General features: G+C 43.7%; 14 protein-coding genes. 7 read left to right on the top strand and 7 right to left on the bottom strand.

Annotated features, from left to right (window positions below):
• Positions 1 to 22: 22 nt before the first annotated feature.
• Together spx and ED605_RS00130 are read right to left on the bottom strand one after the other, a co-directional pair.
• Positions 23 to 418 carry a transcriptional regulator Spx gene (gene spx, locus ED605_RS00125; protein ID WP_121976911.1) on the bottom strand — a complete coding sequence of 132 codons (396 nt, stop codon included), beginning with the start codon at positions 416 to 418 and terminating at the stop codon, positions 23 to 25.
• Positions 419 to 559: 141 nt separating this feature from the next.
• Positions 560 to 844 carry a LasU family protein gene (locus tag ED605_RS00130; protein WP_121976912.1) on the bottom strand — a complete coding sequence of 95 codons (285 nt, stop codon included), beginning with the start codon at positions 842 to 844 and terminating at the stop codon, positions 560 to 562.
• 714 nt (positions 845 to 1,558) lie between these two features.
• Here ED605_RS00130 and ED605_RS00135 point away from each other — a divergent pair.
• Both ED605_RS00135 and ED605_RS00140 read left to right on the top strand, forming a co-directional pair.
• A complete protein-coding gene (locus tag ED605_RS00135; RefSeq protein WP_121976913.1) occupies positions 1,559 to 3,115 on the top strand; it encodes a bifunctional metallophosphatase/5'-nucleotidase in 1,557 nt (518 codons plus the stop codon).
• A gap of 117 nt (positions 3,116 to 3,232) precedes the next feature.
• Positions 3,233 to 3,997: a CPBP family intramembrane glutamic endopeptidase gene (locus ED605_RS00140; RefSeq protein WP_121976914.1), complete on the top strand. Its 765-nt coding sequence runs from the start codon at positions 3,233 to 3,235 to the stop codon at positions 3,995 to 3,997.
• A 76-nt stretch (positions 3,998 to 4,073) separates the two neighbouring features.
• Here the strand turns inward: ED605_RS00140 and rny are convergent, their stop codons facing one another.
• Positions 4,074 to 5,717 (bottom strand): ribonuclease Y, encoded by a 1,644-nt coding sequence (gene rny, locus ED605_RS00145; RefSeq protein WP_121976915.1) that lies wholly within the window; start codon positions 5,715 to 5,717, stop codon positions 4,074 to 4,076.
• 59 nt (positions 5,718 to 5,776) lie between these two features.
• Positions 5,777 to 6,721, bottom strand: a complete 945-nt coding sequence (locus tag ED605_RS00150) for an alpha/beta hydrolase (RefSeq protein WP_121976916.1) — start codon at positions 6,719 to 6,721, stop codon at positions 5,777 to 5,779.
• Positions 6,722 to 6,974: 253 nt separating this feature from the next.
• Between ED605_RS00150 and ED605_RS00155 the strand changes: the two genes are divergently transcribed.
• Positions 6,975 to 7,406, top strand: a complete 432-nt coding sequence (locus ED605_RS00155; RefSeq protein WP_121976917.1) for a helix-turn-helix domain-containing protein — start codon at positions 6,975 to 6,977, stop codon at positions 7,404 to 7,406.
• Between the two features lie 214 nt (positions 7,407 to 7,620).
• Positions 7,621 to 8,469 carry an SAM-dependent methyltransferase gene (locus ED605_RS00160; RefSeq protein ID WP_121976918.1) on the top strand — a complete coding sequence of 283 codons (849 nt, stop codon included), beginning with the start codon at positions 7,621 to 7,623 and terminating at the stop codon, positions 8,467 to 8,469.
• Here ED605_RS00160 and ED605_RS00165 read toward each other — a convergent pair.
• Positions 8,441 to 9,019 (bottom strand): methylated-DNA--[protein]-cysteine S-methyltransferase, encoded by a 579-nt coding sequence (locus ED605_RS00165; RefSeq protein ID WP_121976919.1) that lies wholly within the window; start codon positions 9,017 to 9,019, stop codon positions 8,441 to 8,443. The two genes, ED605_RS00160 and ED605_RS00165, sit on opposite strands and share 29 nt — an antisense overlap.
• A 175-nt stretch (positions 9,020 to 9,194) precedes the next feature.
• Between ED605_RS00165 and ED605_RS00170 the strand changes: the two genes are divergently transcribed.
• Together ED605_RS00170 and ED605_RS00175 are read left to right on the top strand one after the other, a co-directional pair.
• Entirely contained in the window at positions 9,195 to 10,634 is a 1,440-nt protein-coding gene (locus ED605_RS00170; RefSeq protein ID WP_121976920.1) for a DUF2252 domain-containing protein, read from the top strand.
• Positions 10,627 to 10,965, top strand: a complete 339-nt coding sequence (locus ED605_RS00175; protein ID WP_121976921.1) for a DsrE family protein — start codon at positions 10,627 to 10,629, stop codon at positions 10,963 to 10,965. The genes ED605_RS00170 and ED605_RS00175 overlap by 8 nt, the downstream gene beginning before the upstream one ends.
• A 65-nt stretch (positions 10,966 to 11,030) precedes the next feature.
• Here ED605_RS00175 and ED605_RS00180 read toward each other — a convergent pair whose 3' ends face one another.
• Positions 11,031 to 11,687 carry an HAD hydrolase-like protein gene (locus tag ED605_RS00180; protein ID WP_121976922.1) on the bottom strand — a complete coding sequence of 219 codons (657 nt, stop codon included), beginning with the start codon at positions 11,685 to 11,687 and terminating at the stop codon, positions 11,031 to 11,033.
• Positions 11,688 to 11,848: 161 nt separating this feature from the next.
• Between ED605_RS00180 and ED605_RS00185 the strand changes: the two genes are divergently transcribed.
• Positions 11,849 to 12,991, top strand: coding sequence for a glycoside hydrolase family 3 N-terminal domain-containing protein (locus ED605_RS00185; RefSeq protein ID WP_225418994.1), 1,143 nt, complete (start codon positions 11,849 to 11,851; stop codon positions 12,989 to 12,991).
• 95 nt (positions 12,992 to 13,086) lie between these two features.
• Here the strand turns inward: ED605_RS00185 and ED605_RS00190 are convergent, their stop codons facing one another.
• Positions 13,087 to 25,053 (bottom strand): DUF5776 domain-containing protein, encoded by an 11,967-nt coding sequence (locus tag ED605_RS00190; RefSeq protein ID WP_121976924.1) that lies wholly within the window; start codon positions 25,051 to 25,053, stop codon positions 13,087 to 13,089.

A 25,053-nucleotide genomic window follows, 5' to 3' on the forward strand; every position in this document is an offset into this window, starting at 1 on the left:
AACTCAACCGTTATTTTCTAACTTAACTTATCTGTGATTCAAGTTCACGAAGTTCTGCCTCACGTACACTGCGAGGTAAAAATCTTCTAATTTCTTCTTCGTTAAAACCAACCTCTAGTCGATGGTCGTCAAAAATGATTGGTCGTTTAATCAAATCCGGGTACTTAACCAATAAATCAATTAATTGAGATACCGAAAGATTGTCAATATCCAAGTTTAATTTCTTGTAAATATTGGATCTTGTAGAAATGATGTCTTCACTACCATTTTCAGTCAAGCGTAAAATCTGCTTAACCTCATCGGCATTAAGAGGATTGGAATTGATGTTTCGCTCTTTAAAGGCAATGTTGTGACGCTTTAACCAAGCGCGTGCCTTTCGACTTGACGCACTACTTTGTGCAACGTAAAGATTTAACATTACAATCCCCCCTAATTTGTAACAAAAATGAAACTGAAATACATCTTTCACGTAACATATTAACACAGTGACACCTTTTGTCAATACCATTACTTACTTTTTGTAAATGAATTTGTGAATTTTTCTCTCCCCATCCACTTTTTAATTATGAGTCATTAGAAACAAAGCAATACAAATTACTAGGATCAATACTGACACCATGTATCCAAGAAAAAGTTTTGCTGAAAAATTAACTTCTTTTTCTCCTCTAACAGCAAGCGCCATGCCGTAAATAAAAATAGAAAAGAACGAATAGATCCCTAAGGAAATGATGCTGTACGCAATCATGCTTCCCTGAGCCTCTTTCTTTAATCCTGGCAAAAACATCCCAAACGCCACACCGATAAGTAACAAGATAGTTGGCGTTACTGCTACTATTTTTTTCATGTCTTTTTCCTTTCTGCGCTATCATTATGATTTATTTTGAGCCATTTCTTGGCTTGAGCTTCTTCAAAGTAAACATAACGGGCTACACATTAATGATTTGAATTGAAATATGATAAGTGATGATAATGACATTTGCCCATTATCACTTCTGCATCAGATACTATAATCATCTGACCGGTTCAATCATAAGCTTTATTAGTGTTGGGTAATAAACACTCACAAAATTTTCGATCGTCTATCGCCTACCAATTCCTGTACCTAAATGATGGAAGTATAACTTAAAAAGAAATCAATTTCAACTTATCATAAAATTATTAGCCCCTTCGATCAATTAAACCAAAGCATCCCGACCAACCAAATGGTTTATATGGAACAGGTCTAACCGCTTGGCTCCGCTCACTGCTAGGACAGCTTCTCCAAACAGCACCATTCCATATAAGGGATCGAGTAGAAAAATCTAAAAACAGGATTTCCCTACTCGACGCCTTATATTCCAGGTGCTAACCGTTTGGCTCCGCTCACTACTATTAGGACAGCTTCTCCAAGCAACACCACTCCTGATAAGAGATCAATCTGAAAAATCCAAAGTCGGGATTTCTCAGATTGATCTCTTATCATCCGGGTGCTAACCGCTTGGCTCCGCTCACTGACGTTTACAAAGTGTTCTTAATTGATTATACTTGACGGTATACATTGTGTTTGCAGGTGAAAAAAATGAAAATTACCCTCTTAGCGACCAGTGATACACATGGCTTTATCGAACCAACCAACTACGTTGATTCGAACTCAGATAAGCCTTTTGGTCTAGAAAAAGTAAGCTCGACAATTAAACGATATATCCGCCAACATCCAGATGAAAAGGTCATTTTGATTGATAATGGGGATTTTCTTCAAGGGTCACCAATGGCTGATTACGTCGCCAAGCGCGCCGATACAACCGACCGGGCGGCCTTTATTAACGCTTATAACCAAGTTGGTTATCGAATCGGCAGCATTGGCAATCATGAATTTGATTACGGGCTGGATTATCTAAATTTTGTTATTAATCATTCAACTCGGCAATTTGTGTGTGCCAACATTGTCGATCGCGATAACGAGCCCTTGCTGACGAATCCTTATACGATTATGACCGTTGCCGGGGTTAAAATTGGCTTCCTGGGATTAACCACCACCAGTACTAAGAAATGGAAAAACGTGAACGATTTAAATGACTTCAATCTGATTTCCGAACTAACCGCGTGCAAACGCTATTTACCAGGATTAAGAGATAAAGTTGACATTGTCGTCATCGTTTATCACGGTGGGTTTGAGCGGGATCGAACCGGTACCTGGAATGACATTAATCCGGGTGAAAATCGTGGCTACGATATTTTAAAAAATATCAAGGGAATTGATGGCTTTATTTCCGGTCACCAACATCGCAAAATCGCCAGCGAGCTATTTAAGGTGCCAATTATCCAACCCGGATCCCGGGGTGAATACATTGGCAAAATCACTTTTGACATTTCACCCGAAGACAAGCGAATCACCCATCGTAACGCTGAATTATTAAGTGTTGCTGATAGCGACCCTGATCAAAAAATCGCCAAGGAAATTGCCTCCCTTTCCGATCATCTGCAGCATTGGCTTGATAAACCACTTTCTCGAATCGATGGGGATCTAACCTTTAGTGATCCTTTTCATGCTCGAATTAAGGAATCTGCCTTTATTGAATTTATTCAAAAAATTCAAATGGCCAAAATGGGCACCGATATTTCTGCCACCGCGTTATATAATAACGAAGCCCACGGGTTTGAAAGTCCCATTACGATGCGTAATATTATCACCAACTACGTTTATCCAAATACACTAGTAAAATCCAGAATTACCGGTGCTGATCTGCGAGCCGCTTTAGAAGTTACCGCTAAATACTTTGATGTTAAACATGGCGAAGTGGTCGTTAACGAACGCTTCATGTTTCCTAAAGAGCGCTTTTATAATTACGATATGTACGAGGGAATTGAATACACACTTAATATTGCTAGGCCAGTTGGTCATCGGGTTACTAAATTAAAATATCATGGTCAAGATGTTACTGACGATCAAATTCTATTTGTGACTTTAAACCGCTATCGAGCAAGCGGTGGCGGTCACTATCCCATGTATACGAAAGACAAAATTGTTGCTTCTTGTGATATGACCATTAGTCAAATTATTTTAGAGTACTTACAAAAACATCCCATCATCAAGGCAACTAATAATCATAATTTCAAAATTGAAGCTAAAGATTAACTACTTAATTGTCCACAATTTAATAGGCCCTTTTTCATGCGCTAATCACGTGTTTAAGTTATTATAAACTGTGTTAAATTCAAATCACGATTAACTCATGAGGGGAGAGACAAATCCATGCATCGAACAACTCGTCAAAATTTCTGGTTGGCAATTTTTTTAGAAGTTCTTGTTTTAGCACTATTATTTTATGTGATACCACCAGTTGAGAACCTAATTACCCGTAACGATACAGGTCAATTCTTTGTTCAGGACCTAACCTTATTAATTATTTTTGTGGCGATCAATCTCATTTGGATTAAACAGCCAATTCATTTCTCATTGCACACCTCAATTGGCTCAGCCTTATTACTAGCTTGGCCGATGTATCTTATCCTATTGTCGGCTGTGATTCAATTGGCAAACGGCCGCGCTAATAATTTGATTAAAGCAAGTGTCGTCGGAATTAGTGCCGGTGTTTTTGAAGAATATCTATTTCGAGGACTGATCTTAGGCATTTCTTTATATGTCTTTACCAAATACAAGACGCACAGCCAAATTTGGTCAGCCGTTATTCTTTCAAGTATTTTATTCGGAATCACTCACGGCATTAACGCCTTTTCACAGCCTTGGGATCAAACTGCATTGCAAATTATTTCAACCGCCTGCTTCGGGATCTTCTTAGCAGCTTTATACTTAAGATCCGGCAGCTTGATCTTGCCAATGTTAACCCATGGATTATGGGATTTCAACAGTACTTTAGCCAGCACCAGTGTCTTCAAAGAAAGTGCCGTAACAGGTCAGGAAATTTTAATTCAAGGTATTTTGGGGCTATTCTTCATTTTGTTGGCAATCTTTTACCTAAGAAAAAAACGAACTGACTCTTTGAAAATTAACTTTTAAACCGAAAAAAGCATCCCGTCAATTTTTATTTGACAAGGATGCTTTTTCATTTATCAGCTTAACTCAATTCGACTATTTAACGTACTCGGCTCTTGGCATGATTTGGCCGATGTTTTGATTGCCTTCGCCTAGCCGGTTCGTGCTGTTGTGATGATTTTTTGTTTTGACCAATGTAGGCGACCGCTTTAAAATCACGGATGGCGGTGACCTTTATCTTACCAGGATAAGCCAATTCAGCTTCGATTTGTTTTTTAACTTGATCAGCCAGTTCCGCATTCTGTTGATCGTTAATTTTTCTAGGATCAACCATGATTCGAATCTCTCGACCAGCCTGAATGGCGTAACTTTCCTTTACACCACGCTTACTGCTGGCAATTCGTTCAAGACTCTTCAACCGGTTAACGTACTCTTCAACTGATTCACTTCGGGCACCAGGTCGGCCACCGGAAATGGTGTCACCAGCCGCCACCAGATAGGAAATCGGTGTTGTGACTTCAACATCCCCGTGGTGAGACGCAATGGAATTAATGACCCTTGAGTCCTCATCAAACGTTTCGGCAATTTTCACACCCAATTCAACGTGCGTTCCATCAACTTCGCGATCGATTGCTTTGCCAATATCATGCAGCAAGCCGGCTCGTTTAGCAACCTTAACATTCAAACCTAGTTCAGCTGCCATTAAACCGGCAATCTCAGCTACTTCAATCGAATGATTTAACACATTCTGACCATAACTGGTCCGATACTTTAGCCGACCAACAATTTTAATCAAGTCTGGATGCATCCAACCAATGTGTAATGAACTAACCGCTCGTTCACCGGTTTTCCGAATATCATTCATCACATCAGTCTGTGCAATCGTTACTTGCCGCTCAATTGATTGTGCATTAATCTGCTTTGAAACGGTCAAATTGGTTAGTGCCAATTTCGCAATTTCCCGTCTAATCGGATCAGCCGTTACAATATGCAATACTGAGCGGTCATCTGGATCAAAAACCAAATCAACGCCGGCCAGAGTCTCAATATAACGTAAATTCTGACTGTCACGCCCGGTTAATTTTTGCCTGGTACTATTATCGTAAATTTGAACCAGATGTTCCGTGTGTTCTCTAGGCATATCAACCGGGCCGCGTTGAATAGCATCCACCGCCATAATTTTAGCGATTTTAGGGGCATTAACAGCCGCTTCATCCTGTTGATATCGTAATTCAATTTCTTTTTCACGTGCCAACGAGTCTTTTAGCTGATCGAGAATTTCAACTTTAGCTTGCCCAATCGATAGTTGGCCACGTTCTTCAAGCGTTGTCACCCGTTTGCTTGATAAGGCTTCTGCCCGTTTTCTCAGGTCAACAATCGACTGTTTCAAGTGTGATAAGTCATTAGCCCGTTTTGTCATTTCTTCGTGTAGTTGATCAAGTCTGGCAGCGGTTTGGGTCAAGCCGGTCTCCCGTTGTTTAATTCGAACTTCCCGAGTTGCATTATCAGCTTGATAACTGTCGAGTTCTTCCTCAATGGATTCCTTATAATCAGAAACACGTTGATCAGCCGTCTCATTAATCTTTTCAACGGCCTCCTGGGCTTTCACTTTGGCATGTGCCAGCACTTTATCTGCCTCTCTGTGGGCACCTTGAATTTCAGCTGCGTACCGACGCTTTTGAAGCGAGACGCCGCTAAATGCCCCGATCACGCAGGCCAGAAACCCTAAAACAATATAAATCAAGGAATTTGCCCTCCCTTCCTTCTGGACTCTTCCATTATTAGTCTAACATATTCCACTGACTAATCGAGATAACGGTTCAAAAACTTCTTCACCGTTTCCGTATATAGTTTGGGATGATTTTGATATGATCTGGCATGGCCTCTTCCTGGAACAATTAAAAGCTGCTTGGGACCTTTATCGGCCTTATAAAGCGGATAAACCATCTTGGTCGGTACAAAGTGATCGTGCGCGCCATGGATAAATAGCATTGGCCGCCGATTCTTTTTAACCTGATTTAACGCACTGGCCTCCTTAAACGTATACCCGTTTTTAACCCAATTAATTGCGCTAACAATGCCAACCAATGGAAATCTCGGCAAATGATATAGCTGTTTTGCCTGGTAGGCAATTTCATCAGAAACATTCGTGTAGCCACAATCCTCAATGTAGGCTTTGACTTGCTTGGGAACATTTTTAACACCGCTAACCATCATCGTCGTCGCGCCGCCCATACTGGTTCCGAAGACCACAATCTTGGAATCAGGGCCCTTTCTGGCAATCACCTTTTTGATCCATTTAACGTAATCCAGTCGATCCGGCCAGCCATAACCAATGTAATTCCCTTGGCTGTCACCATGGCCCCGAGCATCGGGTAACAACACATTATAACCTAGCTGATGGAAAAGATAAGCATATTGAAACATTTTATCCTTATTTCCCATAAAGCCGTGTGCAACAACAGCTGTCTTGTTCGTTGGCTGATCAGCCGAAATATAGTTGGCATCCAACTTTAGATGACCAGTTGCCGATAATTCATGCCAGCGTTGTTTATGAACCCCTTGATACCATCGATGGGCTGGGTACAACGGGCTACTTGGCTTAATTCTTTGCGGCTTACTCAAAAATGATTTAGGTGCCGGAACAACGGCCACCTTGTAAAAATAAAGACCCGCTCCAAATAATCCTGCGGCGACCACCGTTACCAGCGACGCACAGGCAATTAATAGTTTTGTTCGCTTTTTCATTTACTATTCACCATTATATTTTTTAATTAACTACTCAATTGACGCCTTATCTTCCGGAGGTTAACCGCTTTTGTCCACTCACTTTCTTAGGACTGTTCCGCCAAGCTGATTCCTGCATGTAAGGGATTCGGCTCAAAAATCCAAACCCGGGATTTCCAAGCCAAACGCCTTACATTTCGGAATCAAACCGCTTGGCTCCACACACTATCAATTTGCAGTATAATTAGTACTAACGAATAGGACGGTGATCATAATGTTTCCAGAACGATTAAGAGCTTTGCGTCGGGGAAAACACCTGACACTTTCCCAATTAGCTCAATTACTTAATACGCAATTTCCAACCGATAAAGAACATCGCAATACGCCCCAACAAATTGGTAACTGGGAGCGCGGTGTTCGCACCCCTTCATACGTTGAAGTTCAAAAACTAGCTTCCTTTTTCAACGTTACCATGGACTACTTAACCGGCCTGACAGAAAATACAACCTATGATTTGGCTCGGTTGTTTATTTCAGATAAATCTCTCCAATTTAATGGTCAAACTCTAGATTCTTCCGATCGCTATGAAATCTACCAGTTGATTTCCGGTTATATCCATGGCAAGACAGGTCGGCCACAACCACCTACCCCAACCATGAAGCAAGAAGAGCTGGACTTGGGGATGGATAAAAACAACCATCACTAATCTCATTTAATCATTAAATAGACGCTGACGAAAGTTGAAATTGTGAAGCCAACCCATGCAATCGCACAAAAAGCGATATGGGCTCTGTTTTTTTGAATAATTGCAAAAATTAACCCGACTAACAAAATAACCCAAATGGCAGCTATTTTCTGAGCAAATGTCATCATTCAATCAACCCTCGAATCTTAATTAAATTCATTTAGTAGGAGTCACTATGCTAACTAACAAACAAAAAAAGAAACTCTTAAAACGTCATCATCAAAAAGCAACCACCAATAATGATTACATCAATCAAATGAAGCGCTATCGGGAGCTGTTTTCGGACTTCCCTGACATTAAGTTTTTAATTAATAATGTACTCGAAAGCGACCATCTAATCAAGTCTAAATTACTTCCCCAGGATCTGCCGGTTTTACTATTGCCTGATAATGTCCAGGATCAGCTCTATCAAGTCATTAATCAAAAGTTTGATAAGAACGATCCTAAGGGCGATCAACTTTGGGATCAATTATCCGATGCCCTCCCAAAGTTGGATAAAGCCCTTCGCTCTTACCGCGACTACCTTGAAGAAACGTATGGCATGTGGGCTTATATTTCCGCGCCATTTGTAAAAGATCTGGCAGACTACATTGGTAACCACAGTGTTCTGGAGGTCATGGCCGGCAACGGATACATCTCAAAAGGCCTCGCTGACCTTGGATTAACCGTTTATCCGACTGACAGCCTCGATTGGGTTGCCGAGAATCAAACGGGTCAACACCAAGTCACAAAAATCGAAAAACTGGATGCCGTTTCTGCCATTCACAAATATCAAGGCCACGTTGACGACGTGATCATGAGTTGGGCGCCGGATAAAGGGACCGTTGATTTGGATGTCCTAAATGCAATACGAAAAGCCGACCACGATCTCAAACTGATCGTCATCGGCGAGAAAAACGGTGCCACGAATTCAAAAGCTTTCTGGCAAGCGGCCCATATGATTGAGCCGAAAGCCACTGAAAAATTAAACCGTCACCATCAACCATTTGATTTGATTAAAGATCAGGTTTACCTAATTGACTAAGCCGTGGTAACGGTAATTTTTTAATCAAGGGTTCCTTTTCAGGCGGCTCTTTCTCAAATTTAAGAAGGGCCACTTTTGTATCGGCACCACCTCGATAATCACCGCTTTCACCATTTGACCGAACCACTCGATGACAAGGCACGACAATTAAAAAGGGATTCTTAGCAACGGCACTGGCCACCGCTCGAATTGCTTTTGGCTGGCCAATTATTTCGGCCAATTGTTTATAAGTAATGGTTTGCCCATAGGGAATCTGTTGCAGAGCTTTCAGAACCCGGCGCTCCAATTCATTATGAATCTCACTAAAGTCAAGTGGCACATCAAATTTCTCACGCTTTTTATCAAAATATTCTTTAAATTCATCAAGATAAGCCCCAGTAATATCGTCATCATACATGAACTGATACTGATATCGATTTTGAGGATAAAAGTCAAAAATTTCAGAAATGTGTCGATGGGGACTTGAAACAAAGTTTAGCCCCTTATCGGTCACTGTAAAATAAAACACTTGATGATTGATTTCAACGCTTTCCCAATAAATTTTTTTCATAAATAAAATCTCCAAAATAACTCGTTACAGGTATTGTACCACAGCAGATGCACCGGCAAAGATTTGACGCAAATCAAGTGTGACTCATCGCTTTACTTGACTGTCAATAAACCGTCAACCACAATAAGTTTAGTGATCACAATTTTTGTCGAATACTTGAAAGGAAAGATCTTCGATGCAAAATAGCCAAAGCCTGACAGCCGCCAAACAAAGGTCGGGTTTACAATACGATTTAAGTCAAATTCAGATTAATAAAACCATCAGTGAGCTGATCCAAATGGGTCACGCCGAACGAGATAAAGTGCCTTTTGACCAATTGGCCCATTTTCAGCCCGTAAATCGAAATGTGGTTTCCGGAATTGAACACGTGGAAAGCAAATTAATTTCAGAACTGTTACCCCTCCGTCATAAACGATTGGCCGCCTCCCCCTTCTCCTTTTTCAGAGGGACCGACGAATTAATGGCTTATGATTTAGCCAACCAAGTCTCGACTAACATTCCGGTAGTAATTTCCGGCGATGCTCATATCGGCAATTTTGGATTTTACGCTTCACCGGAACGAAAATTACTTTTTGACCTCAATGATTTTGACGAATCCACCATCGGTTCCTGGGACTGGGATATTCGTCGACTTTTGGTCAGCGTCGTGCTGGTTGGGCAACAACTTGGTCTATCTCAAAATAAACTTTCAGCCATCGAGAAGGGCGCCGTAGAAACCTATCAGGAAATCTTAAGTAAGTGTTTCGATAATCATAGTGCTTTGGAACGTTATTACTTTTCAACGGAGGTCGAAAGTTTTTTGAAATCAGAAGCTTCCGATCATTCTGCTTCAAGCCTGTGGGAAAAGATTAAGTGCAGTGCAGTTTCTCGAAATTCCGAAAAAGTGGTTAAAAAATTCACCACCCTCGACTCAAAGGGCCACTTGGTCTTTCGGGAAAACCCACCGAAAACCGTCCACGTTTCAAAAAAACGGATGGCTCAAATAACCAACCACCTGGAAAAATACCTTCAAACAGTTGGTCCAGACGTTGCTGTTCTACTCTCACAGTTTCACATCAGTGATATTGTTCGCCATAGTGTCGGTGTTGGCAGTTTTGGCACCCGATGCTTTCTAGTCCTTTTAACAGCAATTGACGGCAGCCACCTGGTCCTCCAAATTAAAGAGGCTTTACAGACCCGGCGCTTTCAAGGATTCGACGTAACAACCCAATACAGTCAAAACGGGCTGGATAATGGTGAGCGAATCGTGACTTGCCAGCAGGTCTTACAGCGGGCATCCGATCCCTTTCTTGGTTTTTATCATAACGATGAGATCGATCGTAGTTTTTATGTTCGTCAGTTCTGGGACATGAAGGAATCGGTCAACCTAGAAAAAATGAGTGAAACCGACTTTGCCGACTACGCCAGGGTCTGTGCGTTGTTACTGGCACGGGGCCACGCCCAAAGCCCTACTGCCGGCATTGTCCATGGCTACGTTGGCAAAAAGAAAAAGTTAGTCAAAAGTTTGGTTAATTGGGCCAATGATTACGCAAAACAGGTTCATGTCGATTATCAATTATTTAAAGAAGCTTATGATACCGGCCAATTGGCAAAGGAGGAACAAATTAATGCATAAAGTGGTTTTTCACGTTGATGAAGTTGAAAAGTGGGCCCATACCATGGGAAACATTCAAAACCTACTTGATTATGCTCAAACACAGCATGACCAATATCAAATTGTCGTACTCGTTAACGGCGATGGCATTATGAGCTATTTAATGTCCACCGCCAAGCAGGCTGTTAAAAAACTAGGTGATCAAGCTGTGCGGTTTCATGCTTGTCAAAACGCCATGCGCAGCCACGGTGTTCAGGCCAAGGACTTACCGGACAATGTCGAAATTGTTCCAGCTGGGGTTGCCGATTTAATTACATTGCAAGAACAGGGATATGCTTACATCAAACCATGAAAAACGTGGTGGATTGCGACTTAACTGCCGTTGCCACCACGTTTTTTATGGTTTAAATTTCAAGATTATCCAACCAATCGCTCAACACCTTGATGAATTTCTGTGGGATGATCAATAATTGCGCTCGCATGGGCAGCCGATAATTCTGGCACATCCCCGAACCCATAAGTGACGCCCAATGTTTTCACGTGGTTCTCGTAACCACCAAGCATGTCCGTATTGCGATCCCCGATCATGACACTCTCAGCTTCATCGGCACCCGACTGCGTTAAAGCGTACTTCAAAATGGCCGATTTGGTAATGCGGGTTTTCTCGTCACTGGTTGCGCCGTACTCACTTTCAAAATAACGGCCAAGTTGAAAATGATCATTGATCCGTTTAATCATCACTTCAGGCTTGGCAGAAGCAATGTGTAACTGATAGCCGGCTGCCTTTAGCGCTTCAAGCTCCGTCAAAATGCCAGGATAGATTTTCAGCTGGAAGATGCCCTCTTTTTGATAAAATTCCTGATAGTAACTCAACGCATTAAACACGTCATCATCGGAGAGATCCGGGTAAAACTGGCGAATTGACGTAATCAATGCCGGTCCGATAAACTTCCGATACTGGGTGGCCGTTAAAGTCGGTAAGTGCATTTTTTCAATAAAGTATTTCAGAGATTGCACAATCCCCTGTTCCGAATCAGCAATGGTACCATCAAAATCGAAGAATAGATGCTTCATCTTTAACTCTCGCTTTCGTCTAAATCTATATATGTCACCATCTTACCGGTTAAGGGGAAAATTGCAAGTCGATTAATTAAAAAAGCTGACCTATAAAACATTAAGAATAAGTGATAATATAAGACTGTTATCAGCTTAATTGCTTACAGGAGGGGTTCATTTTGAAAATTAATCGTCATCTTCAAAGAGTCGGCTGGCTGTTGCTGCTTTCCGGACTGGTCATCGGCGGCTTATTCTGGCATCATTCAAACGTTGAGGCCGGCACAAAACCGGCAAAGCTCAGTCCATCAGCGAAGATCAAAGCCCGGGTCGCAAAAATGTCAACCAACGAAAAAATCGGTCAGTTATTTGTCACCGGTGTTTCCAATAACAGTGCCGCTGTTCGCCATGATATCAAAGAATACCACTTGGGCGGCATTATTTTAATGGGTAATAATTTTGTTGGCTCGCGTAAACAGTTTAAACACCGGCTTAGCAATTATCAACGCAGCGCGAAAATTCCGCTCACCATTTCAACAGATCAGGAAGGCGGTACTGTTTCCCGCCTGAGCAGCAATCCACGCATTTCAGGCCATCGTTACTACTTTTCACCACAACAGGCTGACAAGAAAGGCGGCATGAAGGAAGTCAAAAAGATTTATCGGTTAGAAGCTAAAACACTTAGGTCACTTGGCATTAATTGGGATTTTGCGCCGGTTGCCGACGTCTCAAAAAATCACCACAGCTTTATTTACAACCGAACATTTAAGCCCAGTTACCAAAAAACTGCTTCTTACATTCGCCAAGTGGTTCCAGTCATTCAACACCAGCACGTTGCGGCCACGTTAAAGCACTTCCCCGGTTATGGTTCGGCTGCTGATACCCATACCGGCTCAGCCACCGTTAACCGTTCCCTAAGTTCATTTGAAAAACGGGATTTTGTTCCCTTCAAAGCTGGCATTAATAGTGGCGTGGATGCCGTGATGGTCACCCATATCATTCTAAGAAAAATTGATCCAAAAAAGCCCGCTTCTCTTTCCTATAAGGATATTAGTCTCTTGAGAAAGCAACTAGATTTTAAAGGCGTGATTGTTTCGGATAGTTTGCAAATGCAAGCGGTGGGTAATTACGCCACTCGTCACCACGTTCAACGCGATGTGGCCGCCTTTAAAGCGGGAAATGACGTCATCCTATCCAGTGATTATAAGAAGGGCATCCGCCATCTTCGCTACGCCATTGCTCATAAACACCTCTCCCAAAAGCGGTTAAATCAATCCGTTGAAAGAATTCTGACTCTAAAGCAAAAACTCGGCCTAAAGATTTAGTTATTCCTTACCATGTCGATTAGTCGAATCAAAAAAATCACCCCTGCTCGTTTGAGTAAGGGTGATTTTTTAATTTGTGCTTGAGTCAGTCACGATTAATCCGTTTTGACAACCAGCTTTTTATTAGCTGTGATAAAACTACCATCTTCAAGTTGGAAACGGGTCGTTAAGCCACTTTTGACAAGTTGCGTCACCTTTAACACTCGACCCTTCGAATAGTGACTCACTCGTTTAGCTTTAGTGAATGTTTTTTTCGAATAACTGTTAATTCCCTTCTGATTTATGACTTTAATGGTCTTAACCGGCTTCGTGTAATACCGCTGGATCAGCTGAACCGCCGATTTGCGTGCTGTGACATATTGACCATTGGTTAATTCAAAACGCGTGGTTTTGCCTTGGCGAACAATTCGACGAACCTTCAGAACTGTTCCCTTCTTCAGTCGTTTCACCTGATTGTCGCGAGTAAAGCGTGGACTACTGTGCGTATAGACGCCCTTTTTGGCCGTTACTCGAATGACTGCTGTTGCATCAACGTGGTAATGACGAGCAATTGAGCGGAACTGGTTAAAGGATTTCAAACCGGTAATATACGTGCCGTCTGATAATTGTAATCTTGTAATGCCGTCTGGTCGAATGATCACTTTAATCACGTGAAGTACGCTTCCCGGACGAACATATCCAACCCGATAACGCTTGTTAAAGGTTGATCGACTATAGCGATACAGTCCTTTAACCGTGACCACTGTTTTAGTCACCAGCTTCTGGTAATAGCGATTTTGAGTTTGACCCACACTATCTGGTTGCTCGATTGTTGTCGCCGGCGTGGTAATTGTCGTCGCCGTTGACTGGCCGGTTTCAGTAACGATTGATCCTGCTGAATTGACATCATTTGGGTTGATGACCGGACCCGTTGTGGCGGCTCCACTGCCAACCGTTGAGGCCGGTTTGTTCACCGTCACTGTGCCGTCAGCCTTAACGATCATCTCGGCAATGACATGACCAGCTGCATCCCGGTTAGTGACGATCGTCTTCCCAGTTGTTGGTTCTGTCACCGTTGTTGTGGTCCCTGTGGTTTTACCAGTGTTGTCAAAATGAGTTACCACAACTTGACCATCAACAACCTTTACTTCCTGGTTCTCAGAACCTTTTTCTGATTGAGTGACAATCTGGCCCGTTTGATCTCGGGTTGCCGTTTTGGTCTCAGTCCCATCCGGTGTCGTCACCGTCACCGTGCCGTCTGGATTTGTCACCACACTGGACGTTGTTTCGCCAACGTTCCCCAGGTTTTCAACTGTCACTGTGCCATCTTTACCTACCGTCGTCACTTGGGTAATTTGACCACTAGCATTGATAGTCGTGGCATTGCCGTCAGCATCCCTGATGATCACATTGCCTTTACCATCCGTGACTGCCATCTTACCAGTTGATTGCTGACTCTGGTCTTTAATCGGAGTAGCCGTTGAACCCGTAATTGGGGTTACTTGGCCATCCGGCGTTGTCATCGTCACCGTTGTGTGGCCATCTTTATCGGCCTGGATTGTTACCAGATTGCCATCCGGCAGCTGGCGAGTGGTTGTCGTGGCTGCTTCGGTTTGTTGATGAGTGCCAATTACGGTTCCTTCCTCATTCGTCGTTACCGACTGACCATTTTCATCAGTAATCGTGACATTACCATCCCGATCAAGCAAGGCCGTTTCACCTGTCGGCAGCGTCTCAACTTTGTTAGGTGTTAACACTTGAGTCATTGGATTACCCTGCGAGTCTTTCGTATTAACGATGACCGTGACTGGTTGTTCCGTTGCCCCAGTGTCTCTAATGACCGTTGTGCCGGCATTGGTTGGCTTGGTCGTCACTTTGGTTTCAGTTACTTGATCTTTACCATCCTTCGTTGTCACCGTGATAACACCCGTTTGTGGATTTATCTCAGTTGTCACAACTTTGACGATCTCATTTTGAGCATTCACGATTGTCGTGGTTCCCTGACCATCGTTAACCGTTACGTCGCCATTACGATCCTTGATGGCCACGCCCTGATCACCGATCTTCATTGATTGGCCATCAGCCGGAATCGAGGTTGGTTGACCATTTGAAACGGTCATTTCCGTTTTACCATCTGGTCCAGTCGTCATCGTCGCATGGCCATCACCGAATTTAACGGTAGTCTGTTTGGCAACTTCTTGATAGCCTTGTCGATAACTGTCTTCAAAGGCCTTTTGTGCATCGGCATCGTGACTAAACTTCGTCTTACCAGTTGCTAAATCTTCACCCTTTCGACCAGCTTCACGCCCTGTACTTTCAGCCAATTTACGCGCATTGTCCTTTAATTCTTGATATTTGTCATCATATGATTGTTGAACGTCAGGATGCTTGAAATCAGTTTTGTGTTGGCCAGCCATGTAATCAGCCTCAACCTGATCTTTGGCTTGATCCTTAGCGGTGTTCAAGTCTCGATCGTAAGTCGCTTTGTATCTATTCTGAGCTTCCGGATCACGACTGTACTGTTCAGCACCAGTTTGACGATCAACGCCATTGGTAACGTCAATACCCGCTTGGCGTTCAGCTTCTTTGGCAAACGTTTCCTTGGCCTGTTGATAAGCTTGCTCATAATCAGCTTGGATTTCAGAATTCTTTGAATGGGTTGGATTCATCGGAAGATTATTATTATAGTCATTTTTACCCTTATCTGCAGCTTCTTTCTTCTTAGTGTCAAGTGCTTGCTTGTAAGACTCCAGGTACTTGTCCTTAGCATCCAAATCGTTTGCATACGCTTCGGCACCGGCACTGGCTGATATTCCTTGATCTACATCCGTGCCTGCCTGTAATTCAGCTTCCGTAATCCGGCCTTCTTTAGCCTGTTTATAGGTCTCATCATAAGCCTTCTGAACTTCCGTATTCTGCGAATAATTCTTTTGACTGGTTCGCCCTGCTTGGTAATCATCTTTGGCCTGCTGTTCGGCCTGGGCCTTCTTTTCCTTAACGGCATCGTTATACGCCTGATTATAGGCTTGACGAACGGCCTCATCGTTATTAAAGCTTTGATGATTATCCGGCTTTCTGGAACTGGTATCGGCATCCCGCTTTCCATCTAAAGCAGCTTGTGCAATTGCCGTGTTTCTAGCAGTTTCATACGACTGCTCATAGGCTTTCTGAATCGTCTGGTTTGGACTATAGTGAGCATTCTTTGGTTGCTGATTCTTGTAATCAGCATCCGCCTGCGCTTCAGCGATTTTGGTACCAGTCTCAACGGCTGTTTGGTAAGCTTGATCATAATTTGCTTTGGCATCCACATCCATTTCAAATGCTTTTGCGCTAGTTGTTTGATCAACACCAGCCTTGGCATCCTTCTCCCCCTGTTGCGTTGCCTTGATGAGGTTAGCTGATTTAGCTTCCTGATACTCTTTCTGATAAGCGGCCTTAACGCCTGCGTTCACATTGTCGTAGTCTGCCAATGATTTACCGGCTTGATAATCAGCTTTGGCCTGATCGGTTGCCTTTTGTTCCGCATCTGCCTGTTTTTGATCATATGCCTCTTGGTAGGCTTTTTGTGCATCAGCATCATGTTTGAACGCATCCGCATTTTTTGGCCGTCCCTGAGCAACGTCTTCAGCTGCGGTTGTGATCGCTTGATCGTGGCCAGCTGCTTTTTGGTCCTTAAAGGCCGTTTCATAAGCTTGATTAATGGCCGAATTACGACTGTAAGGTGTTTTCTTTTGACCTGTTTGATAGTCAGTGACCGCATCTTTACCAGCCTTCTCCTGACCAGCTTTAACGGTCGCTGCATACTGGTCTTCGTAAACTCGTTGTGCATCCGGATCATTGGCAAACGCCTTGATTCCTTCAGTCACGTCAACTCCTTGATCAACGTCTGTAACTGCCGTCTGCTCAGCTTTAACTGCGCCCTTAGCTTTAGCATCCTGATAAGCTTGATCGTAAGCCTTTTGAAGCGCTTCTTGTTTGGCAAATTGTTGATTCTGTCCCTTACCCGCAGCGTAGTCAGCCTCAGCGGTTGCCGTGGCTTCGACTTTTCTTTTGGCGAGGGCTTCATCATAAGCCTGATCATATTTAGCCGTTGCCTGTTGATCATTGCCGAAAGCTTGGCGGCCGGTTTCCTTGGTAATGCCAGCCTCAATATCCGTAACAGCTTGGGCATCGGTTCGATTCAGAGCTGCCTGTTTAGCTTGCTCAAAGGCCGTTTCATAAGCTTTTTGAACAGCTGGATGTTGACTATAATCTGGATTAGCCGTTTGAGTTTTGTCATAGTCGGCTTTTCCGGTGGTTGTTGCCGTTACTTGAGCGGCTTCAAGGGCCTGATCGTAGGCTTTTTCATACGCCTCCCTAGTGGTTTTATCCGCAATTTTTCCAGCTTCAACGGTCTTATCCATTCCGCCTTCAACGTCCTTGACAGCTTTTTCAGTTGACTGCTTGATACCAATCGCCTGTTGATTGTTAAAAGCAGTTTCGTAAGCCTTTTGGACCTCTTTATTTTGGCTAAATTGGCTCTGTGGCTCACGGCCAGCCTGGTAATCGTTCTTGGCAGTTTCAGTTGCCTGGTCTTTAGCAGCTGTTAAAGCAGCTTCGTAATCTTGACGATATTTCTCGGCAGCATCGGTATCATGTTGATACTGATCATCACCGGCTTCCATCGCAATTCCGGCGGCAACATCAGCTGCAGCTTGCGCCTGAGTGGTTGCCAACGTTTTCTGCTTAGCTTCTTCGTATGCCGTTTGATAAGCTTGATTAATTGCGTCGTTTTGACTGTAGGTTACCTGTTTAGGGTGACCGGCATCATAATCCGCCTGGCCGGTTTGAGAAGCCTGATCTTTACCCGCTTGAAGTGCTTCGTCATATTTCTTCTCATAAGCCGCTTTGGCATCGGCGTCATTGGCAAACTTGGCAGCTCCTTCAGCTTTACTAATGCCTTGATCAACATCCCCAGAAGCTGTGGTAACGGCTGTTTGCCGACCGGTCTGCTGATTCTGTTGATAAGCAGCCTCATAAGCTTCATTAATTGCCTGCTGACGACTGTATGGTGATTGTTTTTGCCCATTTCGGTAATCATTGTTAGCATCGGCTGCAGCTGCCTGCTTGCCCGCTTCAACTGCTTGGTGATAAGCATCCAGATATTGTTGTTGAGCAATTGGATCATGTCGATAGCGATCGGCGCCGGCCGTCTCTGTTGTCCCGGCTTTAATATCTTCTGCAATCACTTCCGGCAAATGCGTAACGGTTGCTTGATGCATCTTTTCAAATTCCTGATCATACGCTGCTTGAATTTCAGTATTTTGACTATAAGCATTATTTTTAGCAACCTGTTTTTGATAATCCTCAACGGCTTGCTGACGAGCAGCTGTTTGCGCTTTCGTCAACGTTTGCTGATACGTTTGCGCATAAGCATCTTTGGCTGCCTGATCATGATTGAATTTAGCAGCACCCTCAGCCTGGCTGGCGCCGGCTTCAACGTCTTTGCCAGCCTGCTCAATTGCCTGGGTGCGACCAGCACTTCGTTGTTCAGCCATGACCATTTCATATACCTGTTGAATGGCCGCATTTTGACTATAGGTCGTTTGAGGTTGACCACTTTGATAATCAGTCACCGCTTGTTTTTCGGCGGCTGCTTTTCCTTTATCAACGGTTTCATTATAAGCATTAGCATAAATCTGTTGGACATCCAGATCATTGGCAAATGCTTGTTGGCCATCCGTCAATGTCACACCAGTTTCAACGTCTTGAGGCGCCTGCTTTTTGGCTTGTTCACCCGCAGTTGCTTTTGCCTGGTCAAATGCCTGATCATAGGCCTTGACAATTGCCGCATGCTTGGCGTCATTTTTCTTTTGGCCTGTCAATCGGTAATCTTCCTTGGCAGCGGCCTCGGCAGCCGTCACTGCTTTGTTAAGTGTCTCAAGATAATCTTGTCGGTACTTATCAACAGCTTGTTGATCGTTTTGGTACTTGGCAGCTCCTTGTTCGACCGTTATTCCGGCTGCAATATCACCGGCTGCTTGAGCGAATGTTCCAGCTAAAGCAGTTTGTTTTTGCCGATCATACTCAGCTTGGTAAGCCGCGTTAATTGACTTATTAGGGCTATACGTTTCCTTCTTGGGCTGTCCCTGTCGATAATCATCAGCAGCCGTTTCCGCGGCAGCTGCCAGCCCATCTTTTAGTGTCTGCTCATAAAGCGTATCGTAATGCTTTTGAGCATCTGGATCATTGGTGAATTTTGCCCGGCCGCTTTGCCGATCAACGTTATTCAGCACATCGGCAGCTGCAGATTGAGTGGCAGCTGCGAGTCCTTCAGCTTTATTTTGAGCATAAGCGCGGTCATAAGCGTCCTGAACTGCTTGGTTTTTACTGTAGTTACTACGTTTTTCTTTGCCGGATTGGTAATCACTGTCGGCATCACCAATGGCTTTGCTAACTGCCTGTTTTTCAGCTGTTTCATAAGCTTTTTCATACGCCGTAAGAACTTTTGGATCCTGGGTGTCAATGACTTTCGGTCGGCCATTTCGAGCATCCTGTTCAGCAGTCTGCTGTGCCTTATCAACGGCTGTTGCCTGAGCTTCTGTAAATGCTTGATCGTAAGTCGCTTGAATTTCCTGGTTGGCGCTGTAATTATCACGATGGGTTTGACAATTTTGATAATCAGCAATTCCAACCCTCTTAGCTTGATCAATAGCCGTCGCCTTAGCCGTTTCATATGCTTGATTATAGGCTGCAGCAGCATCCACATCGTTAGCATAAGTCTGAACACCGACTGCCTTGGCAATCCCCTTGGCAACATCTTCGCCAGCCTGCGTTTTGGCTGCCACAACTGCCTGATCTTTTAAGGCTTGATAAGCTTTGTCATACGCTCTTTGAACTTCTGAATTCTGACTAACGGTCGTTGCTTTTTGACCATTGCGATAATCATCTGCTGCCTGCTTACCGGCTGCTTTAACTGCATCCACTACCGCAGTTTGATAAGCCGTGGTGTAGGCCGAGACAACTTTTGGATCTTTATTTAATGACTTAATCCCGTTTTCTTTGGAAACACCACTTTTCACATCATTAGCTGCCTGAGCGACAGCTGCTTTCATTGCCGCTTCCTGCTGTTGCTTAAAGCTTTGATAATAAGCATTTTGAACCGCCGTATTCGGACTAATTGATTTAGGCGTCGCTGTAGTTTGATAATCCGTTTCTGCTGCTTTTTCAGCTGCTCGTTTAGCATCCGTCAACGCGTTCTCATAAGCTTGATCATAAGCACTGATAACTGCTTGATCCACATAGCCTTTCAACCCGTTAGGCTTAGTAACGCCCTTGGCCATATCAGTCGCTGCTTTGGCGACCGCTGTTTTAATGGCTGCTTTTTGAGCATTTTCATACGCGGTTTTATAAGCACTTTGAATTTCAACATTTGCATGATAGTTGTTTCGAAGTTGTTGATGATTATTATAATCGGTTGTACCATCTTCAGTTGCCTTGGTTTTACCAGCAGCCAAAGCTTTATCATAAGTTTTCTCATACAGGGCCTTGGCTTCAGCATCATTTTCAAAAGCCTTACCACCGATCTCTTTAGCGACGTTAGCAGCCAGATCAGTCCCGGCCTGCGCAACAGCCGCTTCGGCAGTGGCTTTTTTGTTCTGGTTAAAGGTACTATCGTAAGCCGCTTGCACTATCCTATTTAGGCTATAAGTTTTCTGACGCTGGTTTGCTTTGTAGTCGCGGTCAGCATCCAATTTTGCTTGGGCAACTGCCTGATCTTGAGCAGCCGCATATGCTTTTCGATAGCTTTCGATAACTACCGGATCACGATACTGTGTCACAACTGCATTAGCCATATCACTAGGGGCTTTATCAACAGCTGATTTTATAGCGGCGGCTTGAGCACTCAGGTAAGCTTCCTCAAAAGCCTTTTGGACATCCACGTTTTGACTATAATGTGGATCCAGTTTGTTACCCGATTCGTAGTTCTTTTGGCCAAGGGTTTTAGCAAACGCCAATTCATTAGTCTTAGCTGTTTCATAAGCTTGCTGATAAGCGTTCACCGCATCAGCATCAAATTGATACTTGGAAGCCCCCTGCTGTACGTCGATGTTATTTGTCATATCTTGACTGGCTTGTTTTTTAGCTTCGGTAAGTGTTTCCTTCTTAGTATCGTTAAAGGCCTGACGATAAACTTCCTGAATTTCCACATTGACACTGTATTGGTCGCGAAGTGATTGACCGGCCAAGTAATCTTTTTTAGCATCAACTCTGGCGGTTTTAAAAGCATCGCCTCGAGCATCTTGATAAACTTGATTGTACGCTGTCACTGCATCCTTGTCATAACTGTATTTAAGCACACCGGTAGCCCGGGGAACATTGGCATTTAAATCTTTGACAGCCTGAATTTTAGCTTCTTCAATGGTTTGAGTCTGAATTGCCTTATAAGCTTGAAGATAAGCGTCTTCTACTTGCTGATTTCTACTAAAATATTGTCGTGTGCCCGCGCGATAATCAGTTTCAGCAGTTTTCTTAGCGGACTCAATTGCCTTGTCAAGAGCTGTTTGATAAGCTTGACGATACGCTGTGGCTGCGTCAGGGCCTTTTTCGAAAGCTTTAACCCCTTCAACCATTGTCTTACCGGCAGTCATATCAATTGCAGCTTGGTCAGTTGCTTGTTTGAGAAAGCCGTTTTTATCATCGTTATAAGCTTTTTCATAAGCCGCTTTGACATCCGAATTTTGGCTATAATCCGACTGCAATGCTTTTCCTGCCTGATAATCGTTTTTACCGGCCACCGTTGCTGCAGAAAGTGCCGCTGCCTTAGCTTCTTCATAGGCTGTCCGATAAGCATCAGTCACTGCTGTTACGGTATAGTTTTTAATTCCGGCTTCCAGTGACACATTTTGATTCATATCTTTGCCGGCCTGTTCCTTAGCACTGGCAATCGCTGCTTTTTGAGTTGACTCAAAAGCTTCGTTATAAGCCGAAACCGCCTTGGCATTTTGATAGGCACTAGCGTCCGCTTTTCGATTCGCATTGAAATCATCAGCCGCTTGCTGTTTGGCTGCTACTACCAACTTAGCTTCGGTTTGTTCATAGGCTTTTTGGTATGGAACTGAATACGATTCATCATAGCCAAGGGTCATAGCTTTACCAGCCGTCGCATCTAGAGTTCCCTGCTGCGTACCGAATTCCAAGTTATAGGCTCTGGCAGCATCGTTGTAATAAGTTGTCACGACATCTTCTACAATTTTATCCAACTCGCTCTTAACTGCTGAACTGGTTAAAGTTGGTGACGTAATCTTCGAAATATCTGCATTAATCTGCATATCTTCAAAGAACCGCTTACTATCTTTGGCAATGCCGGCCTCATGTTTACTATTCCGGTAAATGTCCATCAACTCTTTGGTCTTCGCAACTAAATTTTCCTTCACATCTGATGAAGCCAAATAATCATAAATTTGGTTATAATCTTTGTTGCTGACGGTATTGGTTGACTTATCATGATTACCTTCGTTCACAAATTGATAATCGGTTGCCGGTTGACCGTCAAGAAAATCTTTAATGGCCTTATCAACGGCACCTGCTTCATTTTCATAAAGAGAGTAAATGAATTTAAGTGCACCTTCATTTGAAGGTTGATAATTTTCATAAACCCCACTTCGTTGATGGCCCTGTAAATTGTTCAAATCTTCCAAAGTAATTGCTCTGGCAACATAAAGTGCCTCGGCGATTGTCTTGCCATCCTGTTTTAATGGGTCACCAGTTAATTTATCTCTGGCTGCCATTTGCATAACCGGTACAATCACCTTTTTTGCCCATGCATAAGCCTCAGCCGAAACAAATTCTGTTACAGCAACTTTTTGATCGGAATTGGCCGCTTTGACGGGATCATTAACTTGATAATTATTAAGGCCTAAACCAGTGTATCTGATACCAGTGGCCCCAGTTGATGGATCCATCACTTCGTTTAAAGCAGTTTGAACCCCCACGTTGGCATGCCGCAAAATTGCATTCTTAATTCCGTTTGCCAGTGCAAGATAAAGACTGTTAGCAGTTGAGGAATTGGCCGCTTTTCTAAGGCCAACAATATCTGCAATCGTTTTCAAAGTGCCGTTCAATGCCAAAGCACCATCATCGCCACCAAGTGTTGCCGGAATCGAGACGGATTGGTTACCATTGCTATCAACGTATTCCATCCCAATTGATCGAATATCTGTCAACGCCTGTTTGATAATGCCGTTTTGAATAAATGGCAAGACGATATTCACAAATTTTTGCAGACTTTCAACCGTCTTTCTAGTTTGTGAACTGACATCTCGATTAAGCCCACTGGTTTCCTGGTAAGCAAAGACTTCTGGATTATCCTTAACAGTTGTATTAAGAATTAACGTCCCAAGCAAGTTTACAATTCCGGTCACACTAACATTGGATTCCAAATCCTTACTTCGATAAGCATTACTGTTTACCAGCTTATCACCAAAACGCGGATCCATTGCGTTAGCTTTCACTTTATTGATATACTGTTGCACCTCAGTTGCATACGTGGATAAATAATCAGCATATCCCAGTTTAAAATTGTCGTTTTTATCATTGGCGGAAACTTCCTTGGCACCAATTCCAAGTACGCCGCCTTCTTTCCAAGTCCCCGACCAGATCAATTGACCACTATTGTCCATCATTGTATGGGAGGTTGTCACCTGCTTAGGATCAATGATACCGTTTTCATCTTCAGCATGACTCGCAACATAAGCATCCAAGACATGACCAATTTTCCCGAGATCGCCAACTTGTAATACAAGCGCTCCGGCACTACTAATCGGTTTATTAATTTCGTCAATACTCTTTTGGGCCTGTTGCCAACCAGATCGATAATCAGGATTGTTAATATCCGTTGTCGATGCCAGCTTAGTAGTCGACGTATACTGAATTGTCGGTTTTTTCCCGGTAATTTTAAAAATTTCTGCAGCCTGCTTTAACGCAGCCGTTTGGTCGGCTTTGGTTGCGTTAGTTAGTTTGATGACATTAGTCGTTTCATCATAATTCTGCCGGAGCCCTTCAAGGGGATCCGTGGCTTGATCTTTTTGAGCCTTTTGAGCCGCCGCTGACTTTGAATCGGCATCAGCCTGTTCATCGGCTAATTGAAGTGATCGTTTTACTCGAGTAGTTGGCGCTGCTTTTTCTGCAGAACTTTCTTCTTGATGATGCTTCTCAGCTACTTTTGGCTGAGACTGATCTTGGTTGACCGAAGTCGCTTCAGGTTGACCACTTGTCGATTGATTAGTCGAAGCAGCTGATGAGTTCTTGGCCGGCGCTGCTGAATTAGTCGTTGCTGAAGAAGCAGCCGCAGTTGACCTTTGTGACTGTTGAGGCGTCGTACCAGCTGAAGAAGCAGTCTGTGCTTGAGCAGCTGCCGGTTGTCCAGCAGTCGACTGCGTAGCTTGTCCCTGACCAGCCTGTTGACCAGTTGAAGCTGATTGCTGATTGTTCGTTGAATTACCTGTTGCCTGACCCGCCGAGGCTTGAGGAGTTGTTTGTTGATGACTTGCCTGAGTAGCTGCAGCTTGATTAGTCCCTGCCGACGACTGAGTTGGTTGTGATGCCTGAGTCGCCTGACTGGTTTTTGCTGGCTGTGATACTTGCGATGTTCTGGCTGCCTGTGACGTTTGTGATGCTTGTGACGCCTGGGCAGTTGACGTTGGTTGTGACGCTTGCGACGTTGGCTGAGTAGCCGACGAAGCCGCTGTAGCAGCACCAGTTGAGCTGGTTTGGCTTTGAGTGTCCGCACCTTGAGCTTGCTGTTGTGTTCCCGTCTCTTTTTGGTAAGCTCCCGCCGGCTTTGCAGGAACCGTTTGGCTACTACTTTGTTTGCCAGGTGATGCCGCCGTTTCCTCAATCGGCGTTGTATCAGGTGAGGCCGTGCTGCTATCAGCTGCCGCCCGATCATTGCTTCCACCAAATAAAATCACGGTTCCAACACCAAGCGTATATAGACTGGTCGTTAACCAATGTTTTTTGTGCTTTCGTAATCTATAATGCAGATTTTGTTTTTCTGCTCGTCCAATTCGATTGTTTCTTGAAATGTTCTTTCGGCCTCTCAT

The organism is Lentilactobacillus raoultii (genome assembly GCF_900411375.1).
Classification (GTDB): Bacteria; Bacillota; Bacilli; order Lactobacillales; family Lactobacillaceae; genus Lentilactobacillus; species Lentilactobacillus raoultii.